General features: G+C 34.2%; 16 protein-coding genes, 2 tRNA genes, 1 pseudogene and 1 riboswitch. Of the genes and pseudogenes, 15 read left to right on the forward strand and 4 right to left on the reverse strand.

Annotated elements, in window-relative coordinates:
* The first annotated feature begins 58 nt into the window (after nucleotides 1-58).
* From RYK07_RS06490 to RYK07_RS06540, 10 genes are all read left to right on the forward strand, one after another.
* Nucleotides 59-132: transfer RNA gene (locus RYK07_RS06490), tRNA-Asn, on the forward strand.
* A 31-nt stretch (nucleotides 133-163) separates the two neighbouring features.
* Nucleotides 164-236 (forward strand) — tRNA-Thr (locus tag RYK07_RS06495).
* 144 nt (nucleotides 237-380) lie between these two features.
* On the forward strand, nucleotides 381-1100 hold the full coding sequence (locus tag RYK07_RS06500; RefSeq protein ID WP_314853023.1) for a metallophosphoesterase family protein: 720 nt from the start codon (nucleotides 381-383) through the stop codon (nucleotides 1098-1100).
* Nucleotides 1101-1112: 12 nt separating this feature from the next.
* The gene (locus RYK07_RS06505; protein WP_314853025.1) at nucleotides 1113-1772 is read left to right on the forward strand and encodes a type II CAAX endopeptidase family protein; all 660 of its coding nucleotides are present in this window, start codon (nucleotides 1113-1115) and stop codon (nucleotides 1770-1772) included.
* Complete coding sequence (locus tag RYK07_RS06510) at nucleotides 1769-2899, forward strand: sensor histidine kinase (protein WP_314853026.1); 1131 nt, start codon at nucleotides 1769-1771, stop codon at nucleotides 2897-2899. The genes RYK07_RS06505 and RYK07_RS06510 overlap by 4 nt, the downstream gene beginning before the upstream one ends.
* Nucleotides 2892-3545 carry a response regulator transcription factor gene (locus tag RYK07_RS06515; RefSeq protein WP_314853027.1) on the forward strand — a complete coding sequence of 218 codons (654 nt, stop codon included), beginning with the start codon at nucleotides 2892-2894 and terminating at the stop codon, nucleotides 3543-3545. The genes RYK07_RS06510 and RYK07_RS06515 overlap by 8 nt, the downstream gene beginning before the upstream one ends.
* A 64-nt stretch (nucleotides 3546-3609) precedes the next feature.
* A riboswitch (TPP riboswitch) is annotated at nucleotides 3610-3699 on the forward strand.
* Between the two features lie 306 nt (nucleotides 3700-4005).
* Nucleotides 4006-5562, forward strand: coding sequence for an SEC10/PgrA surface exclusion domain-containing protein (locus RYK07_RS08960; RefSeq protein ID WP_399546498.1), 1557 nt, complete (start codon nucleotides 4006-4008; stop codon nucleotides 5560-5562).
* A gap of 155 nt (nucleotides 5563-5717) precedes the next feature.
* Nucleotides 5718-6422, forward strand: coding sequence for a metal ABC transporter ATP-binding protein (locus RYK07_RS06530; RefSeq protein WP_314853028.1), 705 nt, complete (start codon nucleotides 5718-5720; stop codon nucleotides 6420-6422).
* Nucleotides 6371-7186, forward strand: coding sequence for a metal ABC transporter permease (locus RYK07_RS06535; RefSeq protein ID WP_314853030.1), 816 nt, complete (start codon nucleotides 6371-6373; stop codon nucleotides 7184-7186). The genes RYK07_RS06530 and RYK07_RS06535 overlap by 52 nt, the downstream gene beginning before the upstream one ends.
* Before the next feature lie 120 nt (nucleotides 7187-7306).
* Entirely contained in the window at nucleotides 7307-8266 is a 960-nt protein-coding gene (locus RYK07_RS06540; RefSeq protein WP_314853031.1) for an AEC family transporter, read from the forward strand.
* 521 nt (nucleotides 8267-8787) lie between these two features.
* Here RYK07_RS06540 and purR read toward each other — a convergent pair.
* The 4 genes from purR to RYK07_RS06560 all read right to left on the reverse strand — a co-directional run bounded on the left by purR (nucleotide 8788) and on the right by RYK07_RS06560 (nucleotide 13033).
* Nucleotides 8788-9615 (reverse strand): pur operon repressor, encoded by an 828-nt coding sequence (gene purR, locus RYK07_RS06545; RefSeq protein WP_314853032.1) that lies wholly within the window; start codon nucleotides 9613-9615, stop codon nucleotides 8788-8790.
* A gap of 257 nt (nucleotides 9616-9872) precedes the next feature.
* Nucleotides 9873-10691, reverse strand: coding sequence for a sugar-phosphatase (gene yidA, locus RYK07_RS06550; protein WP_314853033.1), 819 nt, complete (start codon nucleotides 10689-10691; stop codon nucleotides 9873-9875).
* A 129-nt stretch (nucleotides 10692-10820) separates the two neighbouring features.
* Nucleotides 10821-12173, reverse strand: coding sequence for an HD domain-containing protein (locus RYK07_RS06555; RefSeq protein ID WP_314355111.1), 1353 nt, complete (start codon nucleotides 12171-12173; stop codon nucleotides 10821-10823).
* Nucleotides 12174-12208: 35 nt separating this feature from the next.
* Nucleotides 12209-13033: a lipoate--protein ligase family protein gene (locus tag RYK07_RS06560; protein ID WP_314853034.1), complete on the reverse strand. Its 825-nt coding sequence runs from the start codon at nucleotides 13031-13033 to the stop codon at nucleotides 12209-12211.
* A 185-nt stretch (nucleotides 13034-13218) separates the two neighbouring features.
* Between RYK07_RS06560 and RYK07_RS06565 the strand changes: the two genes are divergently transcribed.
* The 5 genes and pseudogenes from RYK07_RS06565 to RYK07_RS06585 form a co-directional block, all read left to right on the forward strand.
* Complete coding sequence (locus RYK07_RS06565) at nucleotides 13219-13914, forward strand: response regulator transcription factor (RefSeq protein WP_314853035.1); 696 nt, start codon at nucleotides 13219-13221, stop codon at nucleotides 13912-13914.
* Nucleotides 13832-15085 carry a sensor histidine kinase gene (locus tag RYK07_RS06570; protein ID WP_399546501.1) on the forward strand — a complete coding sequence of 418 codons (1254 nt, stop codon included), beginning with the start codon at nucleotides 13832-13834 and terminating at the stop codon, nucleotides 15083-15085. Before RYK07_RS06565 ends, RYK07_RS06570 begins: the two co-directional genes overlap by 83 nt.
* Before the next feature lie 133 nt (nucleotides 15086-15218).
* Nucleotides 15219-15980 carry an exodeoxyribonuclease III gene (locus tag RYK07_RS06575; protein ID WP_314853041.1) on the forward strand — a complete coding sequence of 254 codons (762 nt, stop codon included), beginning with the start codon at nucleotides 15219-15221 and terminating at the stop codon, nucleotides 15978-15980.
* 252 nt (nucleotides 15981-16232) lie between these two features.
* Nucleotides 16233-19052: an excinuclease ABC subunit UvrA gene (gene uvrA / locus RYK07_RS06580; protein WP_314853037.1), complete on the forward strand. Its 2820-nt coding sequence runs from the start codon at nucleotides 16233-16235 to the stop codon at nucleotides 19050-19052.
* Between the two features lie 523 nt (nucleotides 19053-19575).
* Nucleotides 19576-20020: pseudogene (locus tag RYK07_RS06585) on the forward strand (5-methyltetrahydropteroyltriglutamate--homocysteine S-methyltransferase); the annotation flags it as partial.

The raw sequence follows: 20020 nt of genomic DNA on the forward strand, positions 1-20020 counted from the left end.
CGATAGTAGTTGGGGGTTTCCCCCTGTGAGGGTAGGACGTTGCCACGCTTTTCAATATTCCGCAATAGCTCAGTTGGTAGTAGCGCATGACTGTTAATCATGATGTCGTAGGTTCGAGTCCTACTTGCGGAGTTCTTTTTTTTTACCCAAAATTCAGTAGCTTGCTGCTTTAGCTCAGTCGGTAGAGCGTCACCTTGGTAAGGTGGAGGTCGCCGGTTCAATCCCGGCAAGTAGCTTACATAAAAATATAAAATTAAGTGAGACTGGTGAATACCAGTCTTTTTTGTTTTTAGATATTTCTAACATGATACTACAAGCTTTTTTGAAACTTTGTAGTATGGTATAATCATCGTATGTTTAAAGAGGAGTTGTAGAAATTTATGAAAAAAACATATTTTATTATTGGGGATGTTCATGGAGAAGACCAAATGCTCGATGAAATGTTAAAAAATTGGGATGAAAGTACTCAGCAATTAGTTTTTCTAGGAGATTTAATTGATAGAGGACCAAATAATAAAAAAAGTGTTTTAACAGCTATGAAATATGTAAAAGAAAAAAATGCTTGGTATGTCATGGGAAATCATGAAGTAATGTTTTTAGCATGGATTGATAATCCAGAAGAACGTTTTGATCATTATATGAGAAATAATGGAAATACAACAATTAACCATTTATTAAATCGTCCAGTAGATACAGAAATTGATTCTTTAAAAGATTGCGAATTAGTTAAAGAACAATATCCTGAACTAATCGCATTTTTAAGAGAACGTCCTTTATATATTGATGAAGGAGATGTGTTATTTGTTCATGCTGGAGTTGATTTAAGATTAGATCATTGGTTAGATACTGTTCCAAAAGACTTTTATTGGATTCGTGAACCTTTCCATACTGGAAAAAATACAACAGGAAAAACGATTATTTTTGGTCATACTCCATTAAAAGGATTGAATGAAGATGGAGATTATATGAAACTATGGCAACATGACGGTAAAATTGGCATGGATGGCGGTGCTGTATTCGGTGGAGCTTTACATGGTGTTGTATGGCATGATGGAAAAATTCAAAAAATTTATAGCTTAGAACATAAAGATTTCCATTAATGGAGGTAAAAAATGAAGAAAAAGGCAGTATTATTATGGTTTGTGTATTTTTCTAATTTGATGATTGTTCCTCGTTTTTTTCTTACTCAAGCAGAAGATGGTACATTACATGTAGACAGAAAAGTGTATATTTTAGTTCAATTAATAACAGCTATGTATGCAGTTTGGTCTTATCGAGAAGTGATTCAAAGAGGATTTGAAAATTTAGTAAAACGAAGATTTGTTCGCGATATTGCGATTGGATATGTTGTTCGAGTAGTCCTTACTTTACTTTTAGCTCTTGTTGTGCCATTACAGCAAACAGATAATCAAGCGAATATTGAATCGTTATTAAATTCAACATCAATTGTATTAATGGTCATTTTAACATGTGTGGTTGCACCGATTGTGGAGGAATTAGTATTTAGGGAAGCGATTATTGGAGCTTTTAAATATAAAATAAATTCTTGGGTTTTAACGGCAATTTCAATTTTCTTCTTTGTTTTACTGCATTCGCTATCTAATAGTGGTGGAATTGACTGGAGTGCGGCATTGATGTATCTTCCTTTAACGATTCCTTTAGTCGGAATGTATCGTTATTATGAAGATAATGTTGCTGCATCTATGTTAATGCATTTTGTGAGCAATAGTGTTGCGATGATTTTTTTAGTAGCTAGAGGATTCTTATCATGAAAATAATTCAAGAAAATCAACTGAAATTTTTAATTCGTTATGGGTTGTTAATAACTGCTCTTGTAGAATGGGCATTATATCATTCAGTCAATGCTTATCATTTGCTATTATTTCTTCTTATTGTTATTGTAGCTCAATTAGATTACTATTCGATTCAATATCCTTGGGCAATTTTAGCACAAGGGATGGCAGTTTTAGCATTTTGTTATTTTACAGGAAATATTTTCATTAGCTTGATGCTTTTATTATGTTTCGAGATTAGTTTTAGATTTTCCTCTCTGCATGCTATTATTCTTCAAGGGATGATTACCCTAGTGGTTATTGTGTTGGGGATAAAGCAGCAACAATGGTGGTCGATTCCAGTAATGATTTTTGGCAATGTATTATTTTATTATGGTGCACATCTTGTTTTAAAGTTAAATGATCAAGAAAATTTATTAAAAGAACAAGAAAATCAATTGTTTGAGCAGAAAAAGGAATTGCAACAAGCGCAATATACAATGGGAACGATGAAGGAATTATATACTTTACAAGAGAGAAATCGTATTTCAAGAGAAATTCATGATTCAGTTGGACATAGTCTTTCAACGATTATTATTCAATTAGGAGCGATTAGTAAATTAAGTGAAGAAAATAATCCTCAAATTTCTCAAATGAGCTCACAATTAAGAGAATTTGCAGTTAAAGGGTTGCAAGAAGTACGTACTGTCGTTCATGATTTAAAACCAGAACAACTAACGAAACAACAACTAACTGTCGCCTTAGAAGAATTTATTTATGAAACAAAACAACATAGTGGAGTGGAATTTGTATTCCGACAAAATAAACCAACATTTCAACTTACTAAAGAGCAAGAGTTGACGATTTTTAGAGGAGTGCAAGAGGCAACAACAAATGCGATTCGTCATGGAAAAGCGACTAAAATTACGCTATTAATGATGTATTCTGCAAATGAACTCATTGTAACCATTATGGATAATGGAGTAGGTTCTTCAGCTATTTCACTAGAAGGTGGATTAAAAGCTTTAGAAGAGCGACTGCATGAACAACAGGCACAATTAGAAATCAAAAATACTGAACAAGGATTTACAGTGCAAATGAAATTGAAAGGAGAAACCAATGTCTGAAAAAATTAAAGTGATGTTAGTAGATGATGAACAATTAATTCGTTCAGGTTTAAAAATTATGCTAGAAACTTATCCAGATATTGAAGTGATTCATCAAGCTGGAAATGGTCGTGAAGCATTTGAATGTTGTCAAATGGAAGTTCCCGATGTTGTATTAATGGATATTCGTATGCCAGTCAGTACGGGAATTGAAGGAACTAAACTTATCAAAGAAGCTTATCCAGAAGTGAAGATTGTAATGGTGACAACCTTTCAAGATACAGAATATATTGTAGAAGCGATGCAATATGGAGCTTCAGGTTATTTATTAAAGGATAGTAGTTATGAAGCGATTTATGATGGGATTAAAGTAGCTTTATCTGGAAAAGTAGTGATGGATGCAACCGTTTCTGAAAAATTAGTGATGCAACCAAAAGCTCAAACAACTACCAATCAGCAAACGGATATTTCTTCATTAGGATTAACCGAAAGAGAAATTGAACTCATTCGATTGGTGTCTCAAGGATTGAATAATAAAGAAATTTCAGAAGCATTATTTTTATCTGAAGGAACGGTGAAAAATAATATTAGTACGATTTTATCAAAATTAGCTTTACGTGATCGTACACAATTAGTGATTTTTGCATATGACCATCATATTCGCTAATAAAAAGCAACCTAGATAACTTTTTTTCTTAGAGGAAACATGTTATACTAAACTCAATTCAATAGAGAAGCATTTGGGGTGCCGAAAGGCTGAGATCATACCCATTGAACCTGTTCTGGATAATGCCAGCGAAGGAAAATGACGATCAAGTATAGAAGAAGGATAAATTACAGTTTTTAAACTAGTATTGATTCTAATCTATGATGATGCAATGACTCCCCTTTTGTTTTTTATAACGAAAGGGGCTTTTTATATAGTTTTAACAGATGGTTTCTGTCAACAGGAAACATGTGCTTTCAATTGAAGTAAAACACCCATTTGTTGCCATCATTTTGGTGTGTTTTCCCTTTTTCTCCACTATCAGAGTTGTGCCTGATGGTGGAGTTTCTCTTTATAGGCTATTAGTTGCTTTTTATGCAAGATTCGGTACAATAACAGTAAAGAATAAAGGAGGTACTTTATGAATAAAAAAATAATTTCACTACTAGCAACCGTTACTTTAACAAGTCTGGCTGCAGTTCACGCAGAAGAAACTTCAAAACAAGGTTGGGTTAAAGAAAATGGTTCATGGTATTTTTATCAAAATCAAAAACCAGTGACTAAACAATGGCAAGGGAACTATTATTTAAAAGCTGATGGAAAAATGGCTGAAAAAGAATGGATTTATGATGCTGATTATCAAGGTTGGTATTATTTACAAAGTGATGGATCTTACGCTTATTCTACATGGCAAGGAGATTATTATTTAAACCCAAATGGAAAAATGGCTATTGCAGAATGGGTTTATGATAAAAATTACAAAGCTTGGTACTATTTAAAAGGGAATGGTTCTTATGCTCGTTCTGAATGGCAAAAAGACTATTATTTAAAAGCTGATGGAAAAATGGCTGTTTCAGAATGGATACAAAATTCTCTTGAAAATGCTTGGTACTATTTAAAAGGCGATGGTTCTTATGCTCATGATGAGTGGGTAGGTTCCTACTATTTAAAATCAAATGGGAAAATGGCTGCGTTAGAATGGATTTATGATAAGTCTTATGAAGCATGGTATTATCTAAAATCAGATGGAACGTATGCTTATGACCAAGAAGTAGATGGATACTATTTAGAATCAGATGGTAAAATGCGTGAATCTAAAGTGGATCATTTGAGAAGAGAATTAGATGGTGCTGTTCAATCTCAACGTCAACAAGAAGAAAAGAAAGCATTAGAAAAAGCGATTCAATGGTTAGAATCAGAGGATTCAATTTCAATTAATGAAGAATATGCGAAACGTTTAAATCAATATGGTTCAACTGCTCAAGGGAAAAACCAAGAAAATGTATCAGCTTTAAATACTATTAGTAAATCATTATTAAAACAAAATCAAAAAGAAATTGGAGCTATTTCTAATACATTATTAGCAAAATATAATCTTCGTACAATGCCAGAAGATATGAAGCAAGCACTAAACTTATACGCTGCTTCGTTAATCAATTCAGTTAGAAAACAAATGAATCAATCTTCAGTAAAAGTAACAGAAACAATGGTTACGATTGCAGAGCAAATTGCTAAAGAATATATTAATGATGGAAGATTTATTGCAGATGGAAGAGGTCATGATGCACATGCCATTAATAAAGTAGTAGAACAATATGGAATACTAACTTCTACAGATGATTCAAAATCAAATGGTAGCCAATATTATGAAAATGCGATAAGTACAGATTTCCAAAATCAAGATTACTTTACTATTCGTGCTGAATTAAGAGAAGCTATCTTATTATTCTTATTCAATGGAAGCGAATATGACCATGCACAAAGTGTTGCGGGTGTGAATTTCGGAAAAGAGTATAAAGATGCATACTTTGGGGTAGGTTTAGGAGCATCAGGTCACTTTATTCAAATAGAAGATTCTTATTTAGAAAAAGAAGGTACTTTACCATTTTCAAAAGCAGAAATTTCTCAAAAAGTTCGTACAGATTATGAACAAAAAGTGATTCAACGTTTAAAAGAACATTTAGCAACTTTAAAATAATCGATTAAAAGTGGGCAATCGTCATTGCCTGCTTTTTTTATCTATAAATTTCGTGAACATTGTCGTAAATTCTTGCTTATTCGTACTAAAATATGCTATCCTAACAAACGTACATAAAAAAGAATTACTACGATTTAGAAAAGGAAGGAGTTAGCATGAGTTATATTTCAGTTGAGAATTTATCATTTTCGTATGATAATGAACCCGTCTTAGAAAACATTAGTTTTACCGTTGAACCGGGAGAATTTGTCATTTTAACAGGCGAAAATGGTGCAGCAAAATCCACTTTATTAAAAAATATTTTAGGATTATTAACTCCAAAACAAGGAAAAGCAACAATCGCAACCGTTAATACACAAGGAGAAACTTTATCCATTGGGTATGCCCCACAACAAATTTCTTCTTTTAATGTGGGATTTCCTTCAACTGTTTATGAATTAGTTGCTTCAGGTCGTTACCAAAAAGGTCGTTGGTTTCAACGATTAGATAAAGAAGACCATGAACATATTGAAAGAGCCTTAAAATCTGTTGGAATGTGGGATGAACGCCATAAACGAATTGGAGAATTATCAGGTGGTCAAAAACAGAGAATCTGTTTGGCGCGTATTTTTGCAACAGATCCAGATTTATTTGTGCTAGATGAACCAACAGCAGGAATGGATAAAACAAGTAGAGAGCGTTTCTACCATCTCTTACATCATAGTTGTGCTCATCATGGAAAAGCGATTTTAATGGTGACGCATGAAGAAGAAGATTTGGAACATTATGTGGATAAACATATTCATTTGATGAGAAAGGAGGATTCTCCATGGAGATGTTTTTCTATGGTTTCATGCAAAGAGCATTCATCACAGGATTAGCAATGGCGATGATTACGCCGATTTTGGGCTTATTTTTAATTTTAAGAAGACAGTCATTATTGGCAGACACATTATCGCATGTTTCCTTAGTGGGGGTTTCTCTAGGTTTATTATTAGGCTACAATCCTACTTTTATGACTTTGGTAGTGGTAGTTTTAGCAGCCATTGTATTAGAAGTAATTGGAAAATACTTTAAAGGGTATTCAGAAGTGACTGTTGCGATATTAATGTCCGGTGGAATGGCAATTGCCTTAATTTTAATGAATTTCCAAAAAGGGCGTTCAACGATTAGTGTCGATCAATTTTTATTTGGTTCTATCGTGACGATTACACAACAACAAATGTGGTTGATGATTGCTTTAGCGATCATTGTGGTCGTATTATATTTGATTTTTAGACGACCGTTATATGTTTTATCATTTGATGAAGATACAGCTTATACGGCAGGTTTACCTGTTCGTTTGATGACACAAGTTTTCACGATTATTACAGGGGTAGTCATTTCAGTGATGATGCCAATTGCTGGAGCTTTATTAGTTTCAGCGGTTATTGTGTTACCAGCCTCTATTGCGATTCGTTTAACGAGAAGTTTTACAGGCGTAATTGTGTCGGGTATTTTAATTAGCATATTTGGTATTTTTAGTGGATTAAGTATGTCTTATGAATTTGATACACCACCAGGTGCCACAATTACTTGTGTATTCTTAATAATTTTAGTCGTTAGTTTATTTGGAACAATGATTAAAAATCAATTCAAGAAATAAAGTTGAAATCTCGAAAAGTTTGTCTAGCAGATTTTTCGAGATTTTTTATCTTTTATACAATGTTGACAGGTAGAGGAAAAGCAGAGTATAGTGACTGTACTAAGAAATTGGAGGATTAAAATGTTAGGTGAAATCTTTTCAAGTATGGCAACGATAGTCATCATGATTAGTTTAGGATATGTATTACAAATAAAGGGATGGTTTGATAAAAATTTTTCAACAAGTATTGCTTCTCTTATTATTAAAATTGCTTTACCAGCTTCGATTATGATTTCTGTTTTAAGATTTATTTCAAGAGAAAAAATGATTGAATTTGTAGGAAGTTTAGGAATTCCACTTTTGAGTGTCGTCGTTGGATATTTTGTTGCTTGGATCATTGTTCAAGTATTTCGTATTCCAAATAATCGTAAGGCGACGGTGATAAATACGATTGTCAATGCGAATACGATTTTTATGGGACTACCGTTGAATTTATCTTTATTTGGTGAAGAGGCTATGCCTTATTTTTTAGTATATTATGTAGTGAATACTTTATCGACTTTTACAGTGGGAACCTATTTGTTTGCTTATTATAATCAGCAACATGTTGGAAAAGGAATTCAATGGGGACGAATTTTTTCACCACCATTAATCGCTTTTTTAGGGAGTATGATTTGGGTATGGTTTGGGTGGACACTTCCTGAATTTTTGAATGATTCTCTGATTTATATAGGTAGTTTGGTAACTCCATTATCGTTAATGTATATTGGAATTCATTTGGCACAAGTGGGGCTGCGTTCGTTGACATTCGATGGTGATATGCGTTTATCGATATTTGGACGTTTTGTATTGTTTCCAGCGATTCTTTTAACAATCCAAGTGGGAGTGATGCAGTTCTTTTCAATCGAATTACCAATGAAATTACAAGAAACATTTTTCCTTCAATCAACGATTCCTACATTGGTGATTATGCCATTATTGGCAACAGAGGAAAATGCGGACATTGATTTTGCGACATCAGCTGTTACGATTACGACATTACTCTATATCGTGATTTTACCCGTATGGATGATGCTATTTTCGATTGCGTTCCAGTCGTAAATTTAATAACATAATAACGTAAGCAAAAATAACAGAAAAACTTCCTTGAATAGCAAGGTCGCCAGCAGCCTCGCAATGCGAGTCTCATGGCTAAAATTCGAGCCTTGGTCTCGAATTTCACCTTGTAAAATAAGCCAAAATGGCTTATTTTACTGCTGCTATTCAAAGGGAGTTTTTCTTTTTATTTTATGCTAGATAAAAACGTTTCTTTAAATTTTGTGAATTAATAATATTAAAACTAGTTCAAGCTACTAATGAAAATGAAGAAACAATGGAAGAAGTAGTAACTCCTAATAAATGGTAAAAAATACTGTCATTGATGGATATCAATTGAATGAGAACGGTGAATGGGTTTAATCCATTTATATACGTAAAGAAAAAATAACAGAAAAAACTTTTCTTAATACCAAAAGTGCATGAGACAGCATTTGCTGGCTGCTGGTGACCTTGCTATTCAAGGAAAGTTTTTTTCTGTTATTTTGAGTTAATGGTTAATTCTTAATGTTTCATTAATGTGTTTCTTATAAAAATGTATGTGTATCTAAGAAGTTACCTAATTCGGCTTTGATGTGTTGATTTTCAGTGTTGATTTCTGTAATCCGAATAATAGAAGAATAATCTTGTAATTGATGTCCAGAGACTCCTGATTCACAGAAAACAACTGCACCCACTGCATGAGAATCGAATTCTTTAATAAGGCTTCGCATCCCATTAATGGTACCACCGGCTTTTAGAAAGTCATCGACAATCAGTACATTTGATCCACTTGGGAGAGTACGTTTAGATAATTCCATTTTTTCAACCCGAGAAGATGAACCAGATACGTAATTAATACTTACAGTGGCTCCTTCTGTAATTTTCGAATCACGACGAACGATAACAAATGGAACATTTAAATAATTGGCAACTGTTTGAGCAATCGGGACTCCCTTAGTTGCTACAGTCATAATGACATCGACTTTTTGGTCTTCGTAGGCAGAAGCAATCATTTTTCCTAAGTGATGAAGAACGTCCGGTTTTCCTAGTAAATCAGATAAGTAAATATATCCACCAGGAAGTAGACGAGTTGAATCATTCATCTGGTCACAAATTTTTTGTGCTGCTTCTAATGCTTGTTCTTTTTTAATTTTTGGAGTGAAAATCACGCCTCCTGCAGCTCCAGGAAGTGTATTAACAATACCAATTCCTTGAATTTCAAAGGTGCGTTTAATAATGGCAATATCTTCACTGATGGAAGACTTTGCAGATTGGTATAAATCTGTAAAAGTTGTTAATGAAATCAATGTGTGAGGATTATCGAGTAATCGTTGTGTCATATCGATTAAACGTTCGCTTCTCTTTAATTTCATCGGTTAGCCTCCTTTAATTTGGATCAAAGCTTATAAGACAGCTCTGGCTGAAGAATGCTCCAGTAAAACTATTATACAGAAATTTACGAAAATTACAACAAAAAATAAGGCGAACATTCGTTAAAAATCGATTTTTCTTTTAAAAGTTATCGTTAATAATCGTGTTTTGTGAAGAGTTTCTTTATGTTACAGAGTAAATAAAACCCAAAGGAGTGAAAATTCTCCTTTGGGTTTTCGTTTGATTGTTCTTCTTTGAATTAGTTCTCTGTATTTAATACATGAGTTTCTACAGCTACTGCAACTCCATCTTCATCATTTGTTGTTGTAATGAAGTTTGCCAGTTTTTTAATTTCGTCAATCGCATTTCCCATTGCAACGCCCATTCCTGCATACTCAATCATATCTCTATCGTTTTCTTGATCTCCGATACACATGACTTCGCTGGCATCTAATCCTAATAGTTCTGCTAGTTTAGCGACTGCATGTCCTTTACTTGCTTGTGGGTGTAGGACTTCTAAGTAAACAGGCATACTACGAACGATATTATGGTTTTCTTTGAATGAGTCACTTAAATTTGGAATAAGATTTTCTAAAATTTCTGGTTCATCTACGAACATCATTTTTGAAAAAGTAGCATTTGGATCAAATTGATCCAGTGTTTGTTGTACAATTGGCATACCAACAAGGTCACGTTCCATATAAGAGTATTTCCCAATATCTGGAGTTGTTACATAAATGTTTTTTTCATCGATTACGTGATAGTGAACGCCGTATTGTTGATGGTAATCATCCATTTGTTTAAAATCATCCATCGTCATTCCAAAACGTACTAAGCTTTCTCCAGTTCCTGTTTTTTGAACAAGTGAACCATTATAAGTAACGACAAAATCACGATCATTAATTAAGTTTAATTCTTTTAAATACCCTTGAACGCCTGGAAGTGGACGTCCTGTACAAAGAACAACATAGACACCTTGTTCTTTTGCTTTTGTTAATGCTGCATGAACACGAGGAGTAATTTCGTGTTTTGAGTTAATCAAAGTTCCATCGATATCAATGGCAATTAATTTAATCATAGTTAGTCTCCTTTATTTTGTATCGTTGTTATTATAACATATTTCACAACTGAATGAAAAAGTACAAAAGACTTTCCTTCGTAGCTGAATTCTATGGTGAGTTCGCTAGTTTAGAAAAGTCTTTTTCCATTATTTCATTTGATTTGAGTAGACATCAAGTTTTGAAGCTAATGCTTGGAATTCTTGATAATCTTCGCTAAATAATTCTGATGTTCCTTCTGCAAACATTTCTCTAGGGAAGTATAAGCGTTCATCTCCACGAACTCTTCCTGAAATAGCAGATACTATCGAACTAACAATAGATAATTCGACCATATTTCCATTTCGTTCCATTAATTCAATTTGCGTTCTTGGTTTCACTGAATCTGGACGATAGAAATCATATGGTAAATCATAACTATTATTAATCGCAGTATAATACTCGGTATTATAACCAACATTTTGTACTAGTTCTTTCATACGTTCAATTGTTGCCACGTCATTGACAGGGTTAAATGGCACGGATTTAAATGGTCTACGATTAATAAAACGATCGGCTAAATCACTTAAAATCGCATCGTCTTCAATTTGCCAATGAGCAAAATAAGTGTTTAATACACTGTCGTCTAGACGAAGGTAATCTTCTAATGTCCAATTTTTTTCAAAAAATGGTTTTAAGAAAGAGGCGGTATATTTTAATGGATTAGTCGTTGAATGATAACATTCAGTAGCACGTTTTAATAAGTGATTTAACACCACTTCCATACCTCTTGATACTGGATGGAAATAAACTTGCATATACATTTGGTAACGGCTAACGACATAATCTTCTACGGCATGCATTCCTGAGAAGTTAAAGGCAATCCCACCTTTATAAGGACGAATCACACGTAAAATACGAGTTAAATCAAAGGTTCCATAATTTACCCCTGTGAAATAAGCATCTCGTAGTAAGTAATCCATACGGTCAGCATCAATTTGACTAGAAATTAATTGAACGACTTGTGGATTTGGATGTTTCTTTTGAATGACACTGGCTACTTCCTCTGGGAAAGTAGGAGAGACCGTTTTTAAAATTTTGTTCACTTCAGTGTCTGGTGACAAAATAATATCAATCGTAATTTGTTCATGATTTGTATCGAAAATTTTCTCAAAAGCATGAGAATAAGGGCCGTGTCCGATATCATGTAAAAGAGCGGCACATAGGACAACAAGTCGGTTAGAGTCATCCCATAATCCATCTTCTGGAGTTGTAGAAGGGTAGTTACGAACAAATTTATCGCAAATTCTTCTAGCAATTTCATAGACGCCTAATGAATGAGAAAAGCGAGAATGTTCAGCCGTATGGAAGGTGAACATAGAAGCGCCAGTTTGTTTAATTCGGCGTAATCGTTGCATTTCTCGGCTATTAATTAAGTCTAAAATAACACGGTGTTGAATGTGAATGTAATCATGAACAGGGTCACGTAATACTTTTTCACGGGATAGTTCTTCAATATACATCAATCTTTTCCTCCTTATATTGTCTGGATTCACTGTTAAACTTTTCGAAGGTTTAAACGATCCATGGCTTTTTGATAACTTGCTTCGGTTGCAAAATTAATTTCTGACTCTAATAATTCACATTGTCCATCTAATAGAGCTGTTAAAATGCGTTCTTTAACTTCTTGAACCGTTAGAGTTAAGTCTAATAATTGGGATAAATTTGCCATACTATCTGCATTGATAGTTGGATAATGCCAACGAGTTTCTTCTCCCTTAATGCTTTCTTCATAAAAATCATGGATTAAGGTTCCACGTTCTTCTTGATTTCCATTAATGCTAAGATAAATAGAGACGCAAATCGAATTTTTAAAACGTCTTTGCGCAATTCCAGCAAATTTCTTCCCTTGAATATTTAAATCATAGTCTCCTGGGCAATAGGAATCGCTCACTTCAAAGGCTTGAATTTCTTTTTCTCCAATAGCTTCTGGAAAGGCACGTGTGATGAGTTCTTGCATCCATTCATACACTTGTTGAATCGTTGCATTTTGTCTAGAAAATAATAAACTAATATTCAAAACGCCTGAATTACTCACAACGGCTAAGCCCCCAGCGTGTCGTACCACTGGTGTGTAAGAGCGTTGTTTTAATAAGGCAACTCCCTCTTTTAAATAGGGTGTTTTCGTATCTGTCATTCCTAAAATCACTGTATCTTCCATTTCCCAAAAATGTAGAAAAGTTTCCGATGGGAATTGCACGAGATGATGTAAAATGGATTCATCCACTGCAAATGGAACAAAATAATCTTGTATTTGTTCTGATGAAGAGACAATCGTTTCTAGTAATTGTACTTTTTGATTTGTAATAGGTGTTTGTGTCATAAAAAATCCTTTCCAATAAATTAGGAATACACTTACATTATAGCAAAAAAACGTGTATTCATGCATATAGAAGCGATTTTTTTGTCAAATTATTAAAGAATTTTCAAGATTTTAATGAAATGGTGGAGTTTTTGTTAGAGATTGAGTAGGATAAAGTTGAAAAGAATACGAAAAGAGGGATTTTTATGAAAATTTTAGTCGTAGATGACGATCGCGAGATTGTTGAATTATTATCCATTTATTTAAGAAACGAAAAATTCGAAATTGTAAAGGCCTATGACGGAAAACAAGCATTGGAAAAACTTCAGGCTTATCCAGATATTGATATGGTGATTTTAGATATTATGATGCCACGATTAGATGGAATTTCTGTTGTACATGAAATTCGTAAAACAAATGATGCTTTACCAATTTTATTACTTAGTGCCAAATCAACCGATATTGATAAAATTCAAGGATTAACAAATGGGGCAGATGATTATGTAACGAAACCTTTTAACCCATTAGAAGTCATTGCACGTGTAAAATCATTATTACGTCGAACTTCAGCTTTAACAAAAGAAAGTGAAAGTGCTGAAGAAATTACGATTGGTCCATTATTAATTAATAAAGGTTCTCATCAAGTAACAACATTAGATGGTTTAGAAATTCAATTAACGGTGTTAGAGTTTGGAATTTTATTCTTACTTGCAAGTCACCCTAATAAAGTATTTAGTGCAGATGAAATTTTTGAAACGGTATGGCAACAAGAAAGTATTGTCTCTACTAAAACTGTAATGGTTCACGTAAGTCATTTACGTGACAAGATTGCTGAAGCAACAGGTGGAGATAAGGTTATTGAAACCGTATGGGGAGTTGGCTATAAAATTGAAAGTAAATAGCAAATTTTTTCAAAAAAAGGCGGATAGAGAGGAAAAGCCTGCTGCCCTTTTAAAATTAACAGCCCGGGAAATTAGTGAATTATTTTTAGAAGGCGTGATTACACTCTGTATCGTCTTTGTCTTATATTTAGGAGCTTTAGTATTGTTGAATCAAATTTTAGATGCGCCTGGATACTTTGTTGACGGTAGTCGTTCGATTCGTCAAGCTTGGAATGTTGAACCAAGTGAAATTCAATTATATAAAAATATTTTCTCCATTAGTTCTACTATTTTTGCGATTGGATTTACTTACTGGCGTTTAATTCGTCGTTATCATCAAATGCAATTGTCTCATGTTTTAGAGGAATTACATTTAATTGCTCAAGGAGATTATGATCGAAGAATTCCATTCCAATTAGCAGGAGATATGGGAAAAGTAGTGACGAGTATTAACCGTTTAGTAGATTCGACCGTAAGCGCCATGGAAGATGAACGGATGATTGAAAAATCAAAAGATGAATTAATTACAAATGTTTCTCATGATATTCGTACCCCTTTAACGTCTATTATTGGGTATTTAGGATTAGTTATTAATGGAAAGCCGAAAACACCCGAAGAAACAAAGCGTTATGCAGAAATTGCGTATCATAAAGCGCAACAAATGAAGGCATTAGTAGATGATTTATTCGAATATACAACGACAAGTCCAAATGGAGCACCATTGCGATTGAATGATATTCCCGTAGCAAATTTCTTAGAACAAGTAGCAGCAGATTTTGAATTAGAAGCACAAAAACGTCAAATGACGATTGAAGTCATTCCACCAAAAAGAAAAATGGTCTTGGAGATGGATGCTGAAAAAATGGTGCGTGTCATTCATAACTTACTATCAAATGCGATTAAATATGGTCGTGAAAATACGAAAATTACGATAGAAGTATTGGAACAAAAAGACATTGTAACCATTGCTGTTCGTAATATTGGAGAACCTATCTCAAAAGAAGTGTTGGAGCATTTATTTAGCCGTTTTTATCGTGCAGAAGGCTCTCGTTCGAAAGAAACAGGTGGAACAGGTTTAGGTTTAGCCATTGCGGATAATATTGTTCGAAGTCATGGTGGGAGAATGTTAGCTGAATCCGTTGGAGAAGTGATTAGCTTTTATATTTGCTTGCCGAATGATGTGGATGTTTAGAGAAAAAGTATTTCTGAAATACCGACCCCAAAAGTTAGACTAAAAATCTAACCGTTGGAGGTCGGTATCTTTTTGCTAGTCATCATTTTATAAAATTGTTATGATAGAACAAAATGAATGTGGAGGAAGAAGTATGAAATTAACAACATGGAATGTGAATGGAATTCGTTCTGTTTTAAATAAAGGGGCTTTACAAGAATATATATTAGAAGCTCAACCAGATATTTTATGTTTACAAGAAACAAAAGCACAGCCTGAACAAGTAGATTTAGGAATGGAATTTGCAGGCTATCATGCGTATTGGAATTCAGCAGTAAAAAAAGGATATTCTGGAACAGCCATTTTTACAAAGGAAGAACCGATTTCTGTTCAATATGGATTAGGAATTGAAGAACATGATCAAGAAGGACGTGTCATTACAGCAGAGTATGCAGATTATTATTTAGTGACAGTTTATACGCCAAATGCGAAACGTGATTTAACTCGTTTAAGTTATCGCCAAGTGTGGGAAGATGATTTCTTAGCCTTTATTAAAAAGTTAGAAGAAACAAAACCTGTTATTTTCTGCGGAGACTTAAATGTAGCACATAAGGAAATCGATTTGGCAAATCCAAAAACAAATACAAAAAATGCAGGATTTACAAAAGAAGAGCGTGAAAAATTTGATCAAATTGTAGAGAACGGCTTAGTAGATGCGTTCCGTTTTCGTTACCCGGATACAGTAGGAGCTTATACTTGGTGGAGCTATATGGGTGGCGCTCGTGCAAGAAATATTGGATGGAGAATTGACTATTTTGTTGTATCAAAAGTGTTAACTTCTCGCATTCAAGAAGTGAAAATTCGTGCGGATGTAACCGGAAGTGACCACTGTCCAGTGGAGATGGAAATTATCTAAGAATTTACAAAAAATGTCTGAATTTTGATAGGGAGGGACTATGAAGGTTCAGACTTTTTTTGTTGAGTAGGAATCTGCTCATAATCTGCTCACATTCTGCTCAAAATTTGCTCATTTTTTTGAATTCACTTAAAATGAAGATGTATGACTGGAAAAGAACGTTTGTTCGTAATAAAAAAGAAACTATGCTATACTAAGGTGAACACCTAAGGGCAGAGTTTTTGATTATAGATAGAAATAGAGGAAGATGGAATGGCGAAAGATCAGATTATCGTTCGTGGAGCACGCTCCCATAATTTAAAAAATATTGATGTAACGATTCCAAGAGATCAATTAGTGGTAATTACAGGATTATCCGGTTCAGGGAAGAGTTCACTAGCTTTTGATACATTATATGCAGAAGGGCAAAGAAGATATGTAGAGAGTTTATCAGCTTATGCACGACAATTTTTAGGGCAAATGGATAAACCAGATGTTGATAGTATTGATGGATTAAGTCCAGCAATTGCGATTGACCAAAAAACAACTTCTCGTAATCCTCGTTCAACTGTCGGAACAGTGACGGAAATTAATGATTATTTGAGATTACTATATGCACGAGTAGGAAAACCGTATTGTCCAAATGACGGCACTCTAATTGAAAGTCAGTCGATTGAACAAATGGTGAATCGTGTAATGGAATTACCAGAAAGAACAAAAATTCAAATTTTAGCTCCGATTGTAAAAGGGAAAAAAGGAGAACATAAAAAGGTTTTTGAATCGATTCAAAAAGATGGCTATATTCGTATTCGAGTAGATGGCGAAATGATGGAGACAACGGATGAAATTTCATTAGAAAAAAACAAAAAACATTCCATTGAAATTGTTGTCGACCGTATTATTGTATCAGACAAGAGCCGTTCAAGATTATTCGATTCATTAGAAGCAGCGCTTCGTTTAGCAGAAGGCTATGCGATTGTCGATGTCATTGGGCAAGAAGAAATCTTATTTAGTGAACATTATGCTTGTCCTCATTGTGGATTTACGATTGGAGAATTAGAGCCACGTCTATTTTCATTCAATGCACCTTTTGGAGCTTGTCCGGAATGTGATGGATTAGGAATGAAATTAGAAGTGGATATCGATTTAGTCGTTCCAGATAAAGAAAAAACATTAAATGAAGGAGCATTAGCGCCTTGGAATCCGATTAGTTCGAACTATTATCCAGAGATGCTACGCCAATTTTGTGAGCAGTTTAAAGTTCCAATGGATTTACCTTTTGAAAAATTAACACAGTCTCAGAAAAACCTAGTGTTATATGGTTCTGGAGACGCCACTTTCCATTTCCATTATGAAAATGAATTTGGTGGCGTTCGAGATGTGGATGTACCTTTTGAAGGAGTCATTGTCAATGTGAAACGCCGTTACCATGAGACGAATAGCGATTATACTAGAGAACAAATGCGTCAATATATGACGGAATTATCGTGTAAAGCTTGTCATGGACATCGTTTAAATGAACAGGCATTGGCAGTCAAAGTGAATCATAAACATATTAGTGAAGTATTGGAACTATCCGTTGATGAAGAAATTGAATTTTTCAAAGGCTTAACCTTATCTCCACAAGATGAACAAATTGCCGCTCCTATTTTAAAAGAAGTGCAATCTCGTTTAACATTCTTGAAAAATGTTGGGTTGCAATATTTAAACCTTAGCCGTGCAGCAGGAACTTTATCAGGGGGAGAGGCGCAACGAATTCGTTTAGCGACTCAAATTGGATCGAATTTATCAGGAGTTTTATATATTTTAGATGAGCCATCGATTGGATTGCATCAAAGAGACAATGATCGATTAATTCAATCATTACAAAATATGCGTGATTTAGGAAATACATTAATTGTAGTAGAACATGATGAAGACACGATGAGAGCAGCGGATTACTTAATTGATATCGGACCAGGAGCAGGAGAATTTGGTGGACAAATTATTGCTGCTGGAACTCCAGAAGAAGTGGAAAAAAATCCAAACTCATTGACGGGTCAATATTTATCAGGGAAAAAATCAATTGCAGTTCCAACGGAACGTAGAACAGAAGATAAAGGGTGGATTCACTTAAAAGGAGCCAGTGAAAATAACTTAAAATCTGTTAATGTTGATATTCCTTTAGGAAGATTAGTAGCAGTTACAGGGGTTTCAGGTTCTGGAAAGAGTTCTCTTGTCAATGGAGTATTGAAAAAAGCTCTAGCAAGAGAAATTTCAAAATCAAAAGAAAAACCAGGAGCCTTTAAATCGATTAAAGGATATGAAGGATTAGATAAAATTATTGATATCGATCAAAGTCCAATTGGTCGTACCCCAAGAAGTAATCCAGCAACTTATACAAGTGTATTCGATGATATTCGTGACTTATTTGCAACGACAAATGAAGCAAAATTACGTGGCTATAAAAAAGGACGTTTTAGTTTCAATGTCAAAGGTGGACGATGCGAAGCGTGTAAGGGGGACGGTATTTTAAAAATTGAAATGCATTTCCTACCAGATGTATACGTCCCTTGTGAAATTTGCCATGGTAGTCGTTATAATTCAGAAACATTGGAAGTCAAATATAAAGGAAAAAGTATTGCTGAAGTATTAGAAATGACGGTAGATGATGCGGTAGAATTTTTCCAAGCTGTTCCAAAAATTAAACGAAAACTTCAAACGATTAAAGATGTTGGTTTAGGCTATGTGACTTTAGGACAATCCGCTACAACTTTATCGGGTGGAGAAGCACAACGGATGAAATTAGCGAGTGAACTGCAACGAGTGTCTACAGGGAATACCTTTTATGTATTAGATGAGCCAACGACAGGGCTTCATACAGATGATATTGCTCGATTATTAGAAGTATTGAATCGTTTAGTAGAATCAGGGAATACTGTTTTAGTGATCGAACATAATTTGGATGTCATTAAAACTGCGGATTATATTATTGATATGGGACCAGAAGGTGGAAGTGGCGGAGGACAAGTTGTCGCTACTGGAACGCCTGAAGAAGTTGCTCAAGTTAAAGGAAGCTTTACAGGACAATATTTGAAGAAAGTATTGAAATAATTAGAATGAAAGACTTTAGAAATTATGGAATTAGTAGTTTCTAAAGTCTTTTTCGTATTAAAAACTAATGGATTATGAGAAAAGGCGGTAGATAGATAAGAATTCCGTGAAAGTTTGGTAAAATCAACGTTTAAAGCGTTTACATAAAAATACCCTAGTGCTAGAATGAAGGTATCAAATTTAAAGGGGATGGAAATATGGCACGTAAAAATTTGAAACATCAAATTATTGCGGGGTTGTCTACAACCTTATTATTAGGGATGCTTGTAGTCAATCCAGTGTTTTCTAATAACAAGTCATAGTCACTTATAAGAATTACTAATAACGTGTTTTACCAGTCTAACTAAAATACAGCTATAAAACAAGATACACAAAGGATTTGAGGCATTTTTCTCAGGTCTTTTTCTTTTGTTTAAAACAGAGATATAGTTTCAAACTATATCAAAGCCTAATTTTTTACAATTATACAGATGATTTCTTTTCTGTTAAGATAGTTTCAACAACAAATTTTGGAGGACACATCATGTCAACTACGATCATCGGTTTCCCTCGTTTGGGCGAATTCCGCGAATTAAAATTTACAACTGAAAAATACTTTAGAAAAGAAATCTCAGAAGAAGAACTCTTGGAAGCCGCAAAAGGCTTGCGTGCTAAACACTGGAACATTGTCAAAGAAAAAGGCATCACTGAAATCCCATCAAATGACTTTTCTCACTATGACAACTTCCTAGATGCAGCTTTCCTTTTCAACGTGGTACCTGCTTCAGTTCAAAACTTGGACTTGTCTGACCTTGAGCGCTACTTCGCTTTGGGTCGTGGTTACCAAGGAGAAAAAGGGGACGTTCGCGCCCTTCCAATGAAGAAATGGTTCAACACCAACTACCACTACATCGTTCCTAAATTTGAAAAAGACACTCAAGTCAAACTTGCAGGTCACAAGATTTTTGATGAGTTCCAAGAAGCAAAAG

Source organism: uncultured Granulicatella sp. (genome assembly GCF_963528315.1).
Taxonomy (GTDB): Bacteria; Bacillota; Bacilli; order Lactobacillales; family Aerococcaceae; genus Granulicatella.